Origin of the sequence: Neobacillus phoenicis (assembly GCF_047302305.1) — a bacterium.
Taxonomy (GTDB): domain Bacteria; phylum Bacillota; class Bacilli; order Bacillales; family Cytobacillaceae; genus Neobacillus.
Genome location: NZ_CP154847.1, coordinates 4,471,959 through 4,484,910, shown reverse-complemented (window position 1 = coordinate 4,484,910; position 12,952 = coordinate 4,471,959). Strand labels below are relative to the sequence as shown.

At 38.5% G+C, this 12,952-nt stretch carries 18 protein-coding genes and 1 tRNA gene; 12 read left to right on the top strand and 7 right to left on the bottom strand.

The annotated features are described in order from the left end of the window. Positions 1–40 precede the first annotated feature (40 nt). The 3 genes from AA0X95_RS22960 to AA0X95_RS22950 all read left to right on the top strand — a co-directional run bounded on the left by AA0X95_RS22960 (position 41) and on the right by AA0X95_RS22950 (position 3,385). The gene (locus AA0X95_RS22960; RefSeq protein ID WP_413301991.1) at positions 41–1,900 is read left to right on the top strand and encodes a cation:proton antiporter; all 1,860 of its coding nucleotides are present in this window, start codon (positions 41–43) and stop codon (positions 1,898–1,900) included. Between the two features lie 97 nt (positions 1,901–1,997). Next, positions 1,998–2,768: an enoyl-ACP reductase FabI gene (fabI, locus tag AA0X95_RS22955; protein WP_413301988.1), complete on the top strand. Its 771-nt coding sequence runs from the start codon at positions 1,998–2,000 to the stop codon at positions 2,766–2,768. Positions 2,769–2,887: 119 nt separating this feature from the next. After that, positions 2,888–3,385 carry a CotO family spore coat protein gene (locus tag AA0X95_RS22950; RefSeq protein WP_413301986.1) on the top strand — a complete coding sequence of 166 codons (498 nt, stop codon included), beginning with the start codon at positions 2,888–2,890 and terminating at the stop codon, positions 3,383–3,385. Positions 3,386–3,430: 45 nt separating this feature from the next. On the opposite strand, the gene AA0X95_RS22945 is transcribed toward AA0X95_RS22950, so the two are convergent. Then, positions 3,431–3,940 carry a CotY/CotZ family spore coat protein gene (locus AA0X95_RS22945; RefSeq protein ID WP_413301983.1) on the bottom strand — a complete coding sequence of 170 codons (510 nt, stop codon included), beginning with the start codon at positions 3,938–3,940 and terminating at the stop codon, positions 3,431–3,433. A 149-nt stretch (positions 3,941–4,089) separates the two neighbouring features. On the opposite strand from AA0X95_RS22945, the gene AA0X95_RS22940 reads away from it, so the two are divergent. The 8 genes from AA0X95_RS22940 (at position 4,090) to AA0X95_RS22905 (ending at position 7,792) form a co-directional block, all read left to right on the top strand. Then, positions 4,090–4,446 (top strand): DUF1360 domain-containing protein, encoded by a 357-nt coding sequence (locus tag AA0X95_RS22940; RefSeq protein ID WP_413301980.1) that lies wholly within the window; start codon positions 4,090–4,092, stop codon positions 4,444–4,446. 79 nt (positions 4,447–4,525) lie between these two features. Then, positions 4,526–4,654 (top strand): hypothetical protein, encoded by a 129-nt coding sequence (locus AA0X95_RS22935; RefSeq protein WP_413301978.1) that lies wholly within the window; start codon positions 4,526–4,528, stop codon positions 4,652–4,654. 139 nt (positions 4,655–4,793) lie between these two features. Continuing rightward, positions 4,794–5,261, top strand: coding sequence for a sporulation protein (locus AA0X95_RS22930; RefSeq protein WP_413301975.1), 468 nt, complete (start codon positions 4,794–4,796; stop codon positions 5,259–5,261). A gap of 15 nt (positions 5,262–5,276) precedes the next feature. Continuing rightward, positions 5,277–5,756 carry a stage V sporulation protein AC gene (gene spoVAC / locus AA0X95_RS22925; protein WP_307289415.1) on the top strand — a complete coding sequence of 160 codons (480 nt, stop codon included), beginning with the start codon at positions 5,277–5,279 and terminating at the stop codon, positions 5,754–5,756. Continuing rightward, on the top strand, positions 5,757–6,782 hold the full coding sequence (gene spoVAD, locus AA0X95_RS22920) for a stage V sporulation protein AD (RefSeq protein WP_413301972.1): 1,026 nt from the start codon (positions 5,757–5,759) through the stop codon (positions 6,780–6,782). Positions 6,783–6,788: 6 nt separating this feature from the next. Beyond that, on the top strand, positions 6,789–7,145 hold the full coding sequence (spoVAE, locus tag AA0X95_RS22915) for a stage V sporulation protein AE (protein WP_308080507.1): 357 nt from the start codon (positions 6,789–6,791) through the stop codon (positions 7,143–7,145). Between the two features lie 105 nt (positions 7,146–7,250). After that, a complete protein-coding gene (locus AA0X95_RS22910; protein WP_413301968.1) occupies positions 7,251–7,385 on the top strand; it encodes a YjcZ family sporulation protein in 135 nt (44 codons plus the stop codon). Between the two features lie 152 nt (positions 7,386–7,537). Next, positions 7,538–7,792 (top strand): stage VI sporulation protein F, encoded by a 255-nt coding sequence (locus AA0X95_RS22905; RefSeq protein ID WP_309865771.1) that lies wholly within the window; start codon positions 7,538–7,540, stop codon positions 7,790–7,792. Between the two features lie 33 nt (positions 7,793–7,825). Here AA0X95_RS22905 and AA0X95_RS22900 read toward each other — a convergent pair whose 3' ends face one another. The 5 genes from AA0X95_RS22900 to AA0X95_RS22880 form a co-directional block, all read right to left on the bottom strand. After that, complete coding sequence (locus AA0X95_RS22900; RefSeq protein ID WP_413310184.1) at positions 7,826–10,123, bottom strand: competence protein CoiA family protein; 2,298 nt, start codon at positions 10,121–10,123, stop codon at positions 7,826–7,828. 132 nt (positions 10,124–10,255) lie between these two features. After that, positions 10,256–10,678 (bottom strand): GNAT family N-acetyltransferase, encoded by a 423-nt coding sequence (locus tag AA0X95_RS22895; RefSeq protein ID WP_413301964.1) that lies wholly within the window; start codon positions 10,676–10,678, stop codon positions 10,256–10,258. Further along, positions 10,675–11,196 (bottom strand): YjcG family protein, encoded by a 522-nt coding sequence (locus AA0X95_RS22890; protein WP_413301962.1) that lies wholly within the window; start codon positions 11,194–11,196, stop codon positions 10,675–10,677. The genes AA0X95_RS22895 and AA0X95_RS22890 overlap by 4 nt, the downstream gene beginning before the upstream one ends. A 131-nt stretch (positions 11,197–11,327) precedes the next feature. Continuing rightward, complete coding sequence (locus tag AA0X95_RS22885) at positions 11,328–12,050, bottom strand: alpha/beta hydrolase (RefSeq protein ID WP_413301960.1); 723 nt, start codon at positions 12,048–12,050, stop codon at positions 11,328–11,330. Positions 12,051–12,167: 117 nt separating this feature from the next. Then, a complete protein-coding gene (locus tag AA0X95_RS22880; protein WP_413301957.1) occupies positions 12,168–12,392 on the bottom strand; it encodes a hypothetical protein in 225 nt (74 codons plus the stop codon). 162 nt (positions 12,393–12,554) lie between these two features. Between AA0X95_RS22880 and AA0X95_RS22875 the strand changes: the two genes are divergently transcribed. Further along, positions 12,555–12,627 (top strand) — tRNA-Val (locus AA0X95_RS22875). Positions 12,628–12,774: 147 nt separating this feature from the next. Here the strand turns inward: AA0X95_RS22875 and AA0X95_RS22870 are convergent. After that, a complete protein-coding gene (locus AA0X95_RS22870; RefSeq protein WP_413310182.1) occupies positions 12,775–12,936 on the bottom strand; it encodes a hypothetical protein in 162 nt (53 codons plus the stop codon). Positions 12,937–12,952: the final 16 nt, after the last annotated feature.

Below are 12,952 nucleotides of genomic sequence, written 5' to 3'. Positions count from 1 at the left end.
GAATCCTTATACTAAAAAGGATTCGAGAGGAGGAACAAGAATGGAACAGCATGTTTCAGTAATTTCTTTGCTCATCGTTGTCACCATGGCATTTTTAACACCCATATTCCTACATCGCTTTAAAATGAATTTTATTCCAGTAGTGGTAGCTGAAATTATTGTGGGATTAATTATTGGAAAAAGCGGTTTTAATGTGGTTCATGAGGATATGTGGTTGTCTACACTCTCTACTCTCGGATTTATTTTCCTAATGTTTTTAAGTGGACTGGAAATAGATTTTACTGCTTTCACGGGGAGTAAAAAAAAGGACCGACTTCCAAACGGTAAAATGGAACCCAATACATTTGTAGTGGCAATGGCTATTTTTGCGGGTATTTTTATCTTTTCACTCGGATTATCGTATCTGTTTGTATTGGCTGATTTTATTGATAATGCCTTCTTGATGACACTAATCATTTCAACCATTTCCCTAGGAGTTGTGGTGCCAACCCTTAAGGAAGCACATCTCATGAAAACAGTCATTGGCCAAATTATTTTACTTGTAGCCGTGATTGCCGATCTGGTCACGATGATCTTACTGGCTATTTTTGTCTCACTTTATGAGGCGGGGCACGGGAACACATGGCTTCTTTTAATTTTATTTGCGGCAGGAGTCATTTTTTATTTCGTCGGTAAAAGATTTAAAAACCGCTCCATCATTGAGAGCTTATCTACAGGGACCGTTCAGATTGGTACCAGAGCTGTGTTTACACTTATTATCGTCTTAGTAGGATTATCGGAAACAGTTGGTGCTGAAAATATACTTGGGGCGTTTCTCGCTGGTGTACTCGTCTCGTTGTTATCGCCAAATCAGGAGTTGGTACATAAACTGGATTCCTTTGGCTATGGATTTTTAATTCCCATCTTTTTTGTTATGGTTGGGGTGAATCTTGATGTTTGGTCACTTTTTAGTGAAAAGAAGCTTTTGTTATTAATTCCACTTCTTTTAATCGGACTGTTGTTATCAAAGCTTGTTCCCGTCTACTTTCTAAAATTTTGGTATGATACAAAAACGGTTATTGCATCTGGGTTTTTACTCACATCGACCCTATCGCTTGTTATCGCTGCAGCAACGATTGGAGAAAGAATCGGAGTTATTACGGAGCAAATGAAAGGAACATTAATCCTGGTGGCCGTGATTACGTCCATTTTTACACCCATTGTATTTAAAAAGCTGTTTCCTAAAGAAGTGGCCGGGGGTAAAAAAGTCAGCGTATCTTTCCTTGGTGCGAACCAGGTCACTTTGCCTGTATCTCGGGAATTAAAATCTGGCCTTTATGACCCTGTACTGTATCATACGAAAATGGATAAATCCGACAAACAAATTGCTGACTCACTGTTCGAAATTGTAGAGCTTCCTGACTATTCGATGAAAACGATTGAAAATACGAAAGTGTATCAATCAGAGATTTTGGTTATTTCAACAGGAGATGAGGAGTTGAACTCTACTCTTTCAATTGCAGCTAAAGAAAAAGGCGTTCCAAGGGTAATTGCACGAATTGAAAGTCCTGATTTAGAGCAAAACTTAAGAGATCATGATGTTGAGGTATTCTCAGCTTTTATGTCATCAAAAGCTTTGCTACGGGCTATGATTGAGTCACCAACTTTAATTAATATTTTAACTAACCAAGAAACAGGGTTATACGAAATTGTTATGATGAATAATCATTTTGATGGTATGCTGCTCCGAAGGTTTCCGTTTACGGGTGATATTATTTTTGTACGTATTTTCAGAGGGAAAGATTCAATCGTTCCACACGGTGATACGGAGTTGCAGATGCATGATCGCTTAATTGTTACTGGATCCAAGGAATATGTCGCTGAGTTAAAAAGGGAACTTGAATTCTGTGAAACATGTTAGCCTTAAAAAATATGTATACTTTTCATTTGTGACAAATTAGTGTAAAATTAGTACCAAGTACTAATAACTCGTAATTATTGTAGGAGGAATTTTCGTTATGAATCTTTCATTAGCTGGAAAAACATATGTGATAATGGGTGTTGCCAACAAACGTAGTATTGCATGGGGAATTGCCCGCTCCCTTCACAATGCAGGCGCAAGATTAATCTTTACGTATGCGGGAGAAAGATTAGAAAGCAGTGTTCGTGAATTAGCAAACTCTTTAGAAGCAGAAGGGACACTTGTACTTCCGTGCGACGTAACTAGAGATGAAGATGTAGCAAAATGCTTTGCTGAGATCAAGGAAGCGGTTGGCACTATTCAAGGTGTTGCCCACTGTATTGCTTTTGCTAACAAAGAAGAGCTTCAAGGGGAATATATGAATACAACAAGAGAGGGCTTCTTACTTGCTCACAATATTAGTGCGTATTCATTAACAGCTGTTGCCAAAGAGGCAAGAGGAATAATGGCAGAAGGCGGTAGCATTGTAACATTGACGTACCTTGGTGGCGAGAGAGCTATACCGAACTATAATGTAATGGGAGTTGCGAAAGCTTCGTTGGATGCAAGTGTCCGTTACTTAGCAGCAGACCTTGGTAAAGATAACATTCGTGTCAATTCAATTTCAGCTGGTCCGATTCGTACACTTTCCGCTAAGGGAGTAAGTGATTTTAACTCGATCTTAAGAGAAATTGAAGAAAAAGCACCTTTACGCAGAACAACAACTCCTGAAGAAGTTGGAGATACAGCACTATTCCTATTTAGTGACCTTGCTAGAGGAATAACCGGGGAAAACATTCACGTTGATTCTGGATTCCATATTCTATAAGATAAAAAGCCCGCTGCTTAAGCGGGCTTTTTTCTGTACTTTTACCTAGATACCATGAACGCGTGTAGGCTTTTCGCATACATATAAAGTGTAGAATTACGTAATAGGAGGTACTGTGCATGTCAACTAAGAAGAATAATGGACCGCTTTTATATGTTTATCAGCCATTTTCAAGGACTCCTTCTAACACAAACATGCAAGAAATTTATATTAGTAAAGGGGATCAAGAGGACCTGGAGGAAGAGAAACCGATTGAAACAGAAAGTAAGAAGAAAGTATCTCTTGCTAAAAAAGAATTCGTGCAAGAAGTCGAAACAAAAAAAGAAGCCACTCCTCCATCCTCAGACAACCTTCAACAGCAAAAACCTAAACCATCATTTAAAAGGGTAAAGCCCTTTAAAGAATTGGATATTAAAGAACGATTGGACTATTTAATTAATTTTCCTAAAGTGTTACCGCCAGTGCCATGTGTCTTTTATACCAAAGAAGAGAATTATACCGGGTACTTAACTGCCTATGATGACGATCAGGTCACTATTCAATTTCATGACCAATCAACGATAGATATTCCTTTATTGGAGTTAAAGGACGTAATTATGATTGGTATAAAAAGATAATTAAAAAAGCCAGCCGTATCCGACTGGCTAAACATTTCTGATTTCTTAGTTACAGATTCCAAGGTTAACGTCAGCGATACATTGTACTGCACAGAAGCAACTTAAATCAACTGTAATACAGTCGTTGCTTGCACGGAAGCGTTCAACCTGGCAAACTTTTGTAAGGTCAATACAGCATTTATCTCCGCCAGAAACTAAATTTACTGGACAGAAGTTTCCGCCATCGCGTTTGCCTGGTACTAAAACACGAAGTGTTGCACAGCAGTTATCGAATACATCTTCTACTCGGAAGTAGATGGACACACAAGCATTATTTTCATTGCTAAAGAACGCATGGAATGGTGAACCATCTGCTGTACTTAACACAAATACACGAGTATCAACTGGATCTCTCCTAGATGGTGATACTAACGTACCTAGTGGTTCAGTAAAACAGCTGGTACATTCTGCACACTCTTCTTCTACAGCATTATCTTGGATGTCTTTAATGGCGCGAACTACTTGGCAAACACAGTTTGCACTATCATTGTCATGATGATTTCTTCCACAACCCATTAATTTTTTCCTCCTTATTCGTGATATATCTTACACTACTAACATATTTAACAGAGCGGTTTTGGGTTACGGACAATAGCCTGTTTTAGCTAAATTAGGCGGATAATGATGAATTTTCGCAGGGTTTTGAAGGGAAAGGGTGAATAACCATGAAAATAACGTTTCTCAGCTTTTTAGTCTTTTCTTTGGCAAGCTTTCGGTTAACACGATTACTTGTATTTGATAAGATAACTGAATTTATTCGTCAGCCCTTTTTTGATGAAGTAAGTGAGAAGAATGAGGATGGGGAGATAGAGATTTATTATATTACGAAAAGAACAGGGATAAAGAAATTTATGGGTGAACTAATAAGCTGTTATTGGTGTACAGGAATATGGGCAGCAGCCTTCATAATAGGGTTCAATTATTTTTTCCCTGTTGTATCGGAGCCCGTTACTCTTATATTGGCGATAGCCGGGTTTGCATCCATTATAGAACTATTTGTTCAGCAATTTGTCAGAAATTAATTGTTTCGCTGAGACAAGACATACTTGTTATTCATATTCTATCTTAGTAGAAATTTTTCCGACAAAGGGAGAGAGATAGATGAACAAGAATAAGAAAAGTACACAAATACCCCAATCAACACAAACAACCCAATCAACACAAACATTTAAACCGTCCAATAAGATTAAGAAAAAAGGCTGTGGCTGTGGAAAAAAAACTTCAATGTAATGAAAAAACTGCTAGTTCATCTGGCAGTTTTTTTTATTTCTAATCAAAAGGGTAAGTAAAAATAAAGTTGATTTTGTCATAATTTCAGGCTTTGTCGAAAAAACTAATTATAAATATTGGAATAAGGAAAGGGAATCAAATGATCACTAGTTATCGATTCATACTATTCATCTGTCTAATTTTACTGTCCGCTTGTAGTGGTAATGAGCCGGTCAAGGATAGCCAGCTAGCACTAATGAAAACAACCAATCCTAACCCGGTTAGTATTACAAATAAGAAGCATGGAGATCGTGTGGGAGAAATAAAAAAGGATGTTAGTTCTCTTCCTGAGCTTTACGATGTAGCTGTAATTAAAGGGAAAAAAGATACGTTAGTCGTCTATAAAGTAAAGCATTTACACCGCTTTCGAATGAAAGCGATTGAAAAAAATGTAAATAAAATGCTGGAGGAAAAATACCCAAAAGAAAACTTTACCGTTTCAAGCGATTATAAGATATTTTTGGAAGCTGTGAGACTAAAGGAACATATTAAACAACCTGATTTCTCTGACCAAAAAGCTGAAAAACGCTTTAAGGAAATTGTAAAAATGACAGAAGATATGAAGTAAGAAGGGGAGATTACCATGCCTAGTAACAAACAAAAAAACACAACGCTTCAGCAGCGAAACTATCAACAACTACAGCAGAAACATGAAATAAAGAGACCTGTCTTAAAGAATTGCATAAAAGCATTTTTTGTAGGTGGGCTCATTTGTGTTGTGGGTCAGGCTGTTAGTTATTTTTATATCTACTTTTTCAATTTTACTGAACAGAGCGTTGGAAACCCAACAGTCGCTACCATGGTCTTTTTTTCAATGCTATTAACTGGTTTTGGCGTTTACGATCGATTGGGGCAGTTTGCAGGAGCTGGAAGTGCTGTGCCGGTGACTGGCTTTGGTAATGCGGTCATCTCGGCTGCTATTGAACACCGAACAGAAGGGTTTGTTCTTGGAGTTGGTGGAAATATGTTCAAATTGGCTGGATCGGTCATTCTCTTCGGAGTTTTTTCCGCTTTTGTAGTTGCATTAATTAAAACGTTACTCGTAATGTGGGGGGTATTGTAATTGTTAAAAGGGCATCAATCATGGGTGTTCGCAAACCGCCCAATGATCACAGGAACTGGAGTAACGGGTGGACCATTTGAAGCAAATGGAAAATTGGCTAATGATTTTGATTTATTGTATGAAGACTTATGGATGGGAAAAGAATCCTATGAAAAGGCACATCGATTATTACTAGAAGAAGCGATTAAGGTTGCCTTGGATAAAGGAAAGGTTCAAAAAGAACAAGTCCAATTTTTATTTGCAGGAGATTTGATTAATCAAATCACACCTACGAGTTTTGCGGCACGTACGATGCAGATTCCCTACTTTGGACTATTTGGAGCGTGCTCGACCTCTATGGAAGGCTTAGCACTGTCTTCTTTCGTGGTGAACTACCAGGGGGCTAAATACGTCCTAACGGGTGCATCAAGCCATAACGCGGCAGTAGAGAAACAGTTTCGGTATCCCACTGAATATGGTGGTCAAAAACCACCGACCGCGCAATGGACCATTACGGGTGCAGGGGTAGCACTTGTACAGCCTAATGAACCTGAACGGTTCGAACCTGTGACAACTGCAGCCACCATCGGGAAAGTTATTGATATGGGCTTAACCGATCCATTTAATATGGGTGGGGCAATGGCGCCGGCTGCTGCAGATACCATCATGGCACATTTTCGTGACTTAGAATTGGACCCATCCTATTATGATTTAATTGTTACCGGGGACCTTGGAAGAATAGGGCATGATACTGCCTTTGAATTATTAAATAAAAGTGGTCTTAAATTGGAGCGAAGACAATTCCAGGATTGTGGTTTATTGATTTACAAGGAAGACCAACCGGCGCAAGCTGGGGGGAGCGGTGCAGGGTGCTCAGCAACCGTTTTATACGGTCACTTATTAAACCAAATGAAAAAAGGGCAGTATAGAAGAATTTTAGTTGTTGCAACAGGGGCTTTATTGTCACCGTTAAGTTTCCAGCAGAATGAATCAATTCCGTGTATTGCACACGCTGTGGCAATAGAAATGAATGGAGAGATGGGGTGAGCCTTTGTGTTAGCGATGTTTTTCTGGGCCTTTGTAGTGGGTGGAATCATCTGTGTCATTGGACAACTATTATTTGATGTAGCGAAACTGACTCCAGGTCATACCTTAAGTTTACTCGTTGTCGCCGGAGCAGTTCTAGATGGTTTCGGGTTGTATGAGCCATTGGTTGACTTTGCCGGGGCAGGGGCAACCATTCCGATTACCAGCTTTGGGAACGCCCTCGTCCATGGAGCCTTACAGGATGCCAAGGCACATGGAATTATTGGGGTATTAACGGGGATGTTCCAGGTGACAAGCTCAGGGATCTCGGCTGCCATTATATTTGGATTTATCGGCGCACTTATTTTTAAACCAAAAGGGTAAATAACACAATTTTACTTGATTTTCTTGTTTAGTCTGTCATGCCTATACACTTTTATATGTACTTTCATATGTTATTAGTGAGATAACAAAGGGAGGTGACAGTCTATGGGCTTTGGATATGGCGGCTGGGGCTGCGGTGGCGGCTACGGCTACGGCGGTGGCTACGGCTATGGTTCAACTTTTGTTTTAATCGTCGTATTGTTCATCCTTTTAATCATTGTTGGTGCAAGCTTCTATTAAGGAAGATTGAGCTTGAACTGAAGGAAAGGGTTGGTCCCATAAAATGGCCGACCCTTTCTTGACCTTTTTAATTGTGAGCTTTTCCTATTTTATTCACCATTTTATCACTCCTTCATACAATAAAGTAGTTTATGAAGGAGTGTGAATTTTCGATGGATAACGGTTTCTTTAAAAATATAGAAAACAAAACAGGCGTAAATATGAAGGATATTTTCGACCTTGCTAATTCCTTGCAAAATGCGAATTTTAAAGATGAAAAAACTGTACGTCATGTGATTCAAAGAGTTTCTAAAATTGCCAATAAACCGGTAAGTAAGGACATGGAAGATCAAATTGTCAAATCAATTGTGAATGATGGTAAGCAACTTGACTTCAATACAATCACCAAAATGATGAATAAAAAATAAAAAGAGAAGAGAGGCTGACTTACATTAAAAAGGTCAGCCTCTCTTCTTTCTGTTAAGGGGTGTTAAAAACCGTGATTGGTACGCTTTTTTCCCCCTTCTATGCTGGGGGACGGAAATAAACAGCTGTTGCTGTGCACGGGTCATGGCTACATAAAACAATCTTCGTTCTTCCTCTAAAGCTGAGAAATCACCGTTTCTATATGTTTCGAGTGCATAATCATGCGGGAGACTGCCATCGACAGCACCAAGCATATAGACAGTTTGATACTCCAGTCCTTTCGCCCGGTGGATCGTGCTCAGGCTAATGGCATCGGTAAAATGCTTACTTAAGTTTTTAATTTCCTTATTCATGGCCGACATATGTTCCGCATGTACTAATAATGTTTCAATGGTTTCAAAGCTTCTTGCCGCTACTTTAAGGTCCTTCAGGTCATCAGAGCCTTTTTCCAGCTTACTGGATTCATTTCCACGTTTCTTGAGAAAATCTAGAAAACCAATATCCTTTTCAATCTGTTCAAGTGCTCGAATAGGAGACAAGTGTTTTAATCCACGAATGAGTGTCACTGCTTTTTTTAATTTTTTCTCTTGAAAAGCATGTGTTGTTTTCAAGTGTGAAAGGGACTCAAGAAAACTACAGTCTTTTAGGATGCTTTGTGCTTTTATTTCTTTAAGAACAGACTGTTTTAAAAACAGAAAAGGTAAGATGTCAGCAATGGATTGGGGGTCATCTTCATTTAAACTCACTCTTAAAAAGGAAAGGGTGCTTCTTACAATATAGCGGTCGTAAAAAGAATCTGCGTCCAAATCAATTTTAAATGGAAGGTTTGAGTTCGCTAATCGTTCAAAAACAGCTCTAGAACCAGCATTGGTACGATAAAGTATCGCAAAATCGGAAGGATTCGCTCCTGCTGCGATTTTCTCTTGAATGTCAGTCACAATCATGGTTGCTTCTTCTTCTTCATCATAGGGGTAAAATAACTTCGGCAGTATTCCCCCTGAGAACTGGGCCTTCATTTTCTTCATTCGTCTTAATTTATTGGCTGAAATCATTTGATTGGCAGCCGAAACAATCTCATGGGAGGAACGATAATTTTGGTCTAGAGTGACCAATTTGGCGTATGGAAAGTCTTTCTCAAACTCAAGTAAATAGCTAGGGTCACTGCCCCTGAAGCTATAGATCGCCTGGTCATCATCACCGACTGCACAGACATTTTTGTTTTTTCTGGATAAAAGCTTAACCAGCTCGTATTGCACTTTATTAATATCCTGAAACTCATCGATTAAAAAATAGTGAAAACGATCTTGATATTGTTGAAGAAGTGCGGGAGATGTTTTGAGAAGCTGATAACAGCCGATCAGCATGTCATCAAAGTCAAATAAACCTTCTCTTTGTTTGAACTCTTCATATTTTGTATATAAAAAGACAACTTTCTCTTCCCACTCTGTGGAAGGTTGAACTTCATTAGGCAGGAGTAGGGAGTTTTTCCAAAGTCCAATTTGCTGAAGAGCTAGATCATAAGCAAATTCTTTCTCCGATAAATCAAGCTCTTTACCGGCTTCCTTCAAAATTTTATCCCGCTGCCATTCTTTTTTTAATAGTTTATTAGCCGACCAATTCACAGAATCATGAAACATAAGGATCCGGTAAAAGATGCTGTGAAAGGTTCCTGTAACTAGTAAGTTAATCTTCTCGCGGTTTATTTCTGGATAAGAGAGCAAACGATGCTTCATTTCCGCAGCTGCTTTTGATGTAAAGGTAACAAGCATAATTGAGCGAGGATCCGCTTGGTTTACTTCCAACATATAGGCTGTCCTGGCGGTTAACACCCGGGTTTTCCCACTACCGGCACCAGCTAAGACTAGCAATGAGCCTTCCGTTTCCATAACAGCCGCCGCCTGATTATCATCTAGGACCACTCCTGTGCCTTCGAGTTGCTGAAGGTATGACGGGCGTTCAATTTTTGGCTTGGTCTCTGCTGCTTTAAATGGAATTTGATATTCTATATGTTTTGCAGACTTGAAAAGTTCAACATCTTTGGGGGCCTCCGTAATGGTTCTTCCTTGCGGTATTTTAAAGCCGTTTCGTTCAATATAGTTTGGTGTGTCATCGATTTGGGTTACAGGAGAACTTGGTTCTGAACAATCTTTCTTAGGAGCATGCGCGTGAAAAAAATGTGGATAATCTTGAATCCCTAAAAACAGCTGCACCTTTTCCTTGCAAGCAGGACATAGGAGCTCTCCATTTTTACCAGCAAGGAATATCTTTTGATATTGTTCCCGGGCCAGTTGCTCAAGTTCAATGGTTTGATTTTGGTAGATAGCAGTTTTCATATAGTAAAACCTCAATTTCGATAAATACGACTGTTCTATCATAACAAAACCTGCTAGAGACGGAAAGTGTTTCATATATTAACCATTATATAAAAAAACACTTGCCGTTTTCTCCGGCAAGTGGTTCGTATGTTACATTTCTTTCATCATGGTTTTATGAGGAATGCCTGCATCGAGGAATTCTTCAGAGACACCCTCGTAGCCAAGACGTGAATAAAAAGGGATGGCTTGAGTTTGGGCATTAAGTTTTAACTTATGTAGCCCTTGTTCACGGGCATGCTCCTCAATGCCATTCATGACGGCATTACCAGCACCCGTCTTTCTTGCTTCCTTTAATACACAAATTCGTTCTACTTTTCCATATCCATCAACCACACGGAATCGACCTGCACCGATTGGCGCATCATCCTTATAGAGGACAAAATGAACAGCCTCATCTTCGAATTGATCAATTTCCTCTTCAAGAGGAACGTTTTGTTCTTCAACAAAAACAGTCTTTCGAATGGAAAATGCATCTTCCAGTTCATTTTTATTTTCAACTACTTTAAGCTTCACTTTTCCTGTTCCTTTCCAAGACGAAATGTTTCATATACGGTCCAAGAACCGTTTTCTAATTGATAGAGAAGGTGGAATCGGTCAATGGTTTCTTCGTGATCAATTTTTGTCATTCTGAGTGATCCAAAGACATCGGAGTGTTCATCATTAGAGAGTTTTTGACCAATCGTAATATGAGGGACAAAGGCATACTCTAACGGTGAATCGCTAAAAGTTTGATTGATTTCGGAATGCAGATTGGTAAGTTCTTCTGTCGGATCAACTTTAAAATAAATCACATTATTTACAGGTTGAAAAGAACTGATCTTTGAAGTTTTTAATGAAAAAGGATGGGTATTTTGAGCGATTTGCAGTAGCTTATTTGCTACATCCTTTGCATCCTCTTCTGTTGCTTCAAAGGAATTTTTTAATGTTAAGTGTGGAGGAATAAGTGAATAGTGTGGATCATAACGTTTACGGTAAGAATTCACTAAGTCTTGAAGCTTTTTTGATGGAAAGATAACAACTCCAAATTTCATACGTTTATACCTCCGTTATTAAATAATTATTTTAATAGAAGATTAATACTCATAAAAGCCTTCTTGTTATTATATCAAATTTTCAAACTATATTAAATAATAGAAAATACTCAAACTTTTGCTAATATGTGTTAGAAAAACATTTTCAGTGCCCGTCTTAAATCTGGCTGCCAATAGGTCCACGTATGATCACCATTAAATTCTTCATAGAAGTATGTAATGGATTTTTCTGAAATTATTTTTGATAGTTCCCTGTTAGGGCGTAAAAAGTTCTTAACTTGTCCATCTGTGGTTGGTACTTCCGTTTCTTGGATTCCAATTACATGATAAATCTCTAGTAGCTGAGTATCTGTAAAATCTTTTATTAATCCTAAGACCTTATGATTCACATAGGGTGATTGCAAAAGTACCTTTCCAAAAGTATGTGGATATTGAATGGCTGTCATTAAAGAGACGGTGGCCCCAAGAGAATCACCAATAAGTGCTCGGGTTGTACCCATTTGATAGGTTGGAAACTCCGTATCAAGAAATGGTACTAATTCGTGTGCTAGGAAGCGAATGTATTTCTCATTTTGATCACCATTTGGATGATATTTTCTGCGGCGGTCAGCAACATCTTTATAGGGTATCCCCACAATAATTAAATTTTCAATTTCTCTATTATAAAGAAACTCATCTGCTAATCGGCCAAGTCTGCCAAGTTGAAAATAATCACGGCCATCCTGGGTAATCAGCAGAGAGTATTTATAGAGTGGTGAGAAGTTTGCTGGAAGGTAAACAAGGAGCAGGATGTCCTCTCCAAGCTCTTTGCTATGAAAGGTAAGTTCTTTAATCGTGCCTTTAGGAAATTCCATGTGATAAAACCCCCATATTCAGTAGATACATTAGAATTTTACCATAACTCGACTGGAAATGCTTTCACAAGGGGGAATAAAGGGATTGGTAAGCTGCTGTTAAGAGGTAAAGAGGAATTAATGAAGATATCGCTTTTTCGGTTGTGATTCGGGCATTAGGGATAAGATGTTTTCCCGTTTAAAGGTGCGCATCTGTTTCCGAAGCAAACAGTACCCGCGGATATAATCATCATTAATTTCCTTCACAATTAGTTTTCGTTGTGAAATTTCTTGATTATCAGCAAGGTAAATCATTTCCAATGGCATGTTTTCTTCAATTGAACGAATAAAAAGCCCATCCATTTAAATCACTCCTTTCTTTTATAATATTATTATAACCGAACATTAGTTCTTTATTCAATAAAAACAAGAACTAATGTTCTTGTTTTCTGGGGTTATATATTGGAAATTAATTATTGACTTTTGCTAGAATATTATTATAATTAGATATGTAGTTTAATAAGCGATCTGTTAGCTCAGTTGGGAGAGCGCAACCTTGACAGGGTTGAGGTCGGGGGTTCGAACCCCTCACAGGTCATTAATACAGAGCCTTGGTAACCGTTGTGTTATCAAGGTTTTTCCTATATAACAGAAAATTTAGTTTGAAATAGTACAGATGAATTGGTGGCAAGTTGGTGGCAAAATTAAAAAGTCTAAATCATAAATAAGTAACTAGAACAGATTATTAAGCTTGTTCCTTTTTATTTTTCGAAAAAAATTGATCGAATTGGTTTGCAGCAGCTTCGTCTGCACTTTCCAGAGCATGACCATACAGGTCCATAGTTGTACCTATTTTAGAATGCCCTAATCTGGCGCTAATGGTCTTCATGTGAACGCCTTGGTTAATCAGCAGTGTTGCTGAG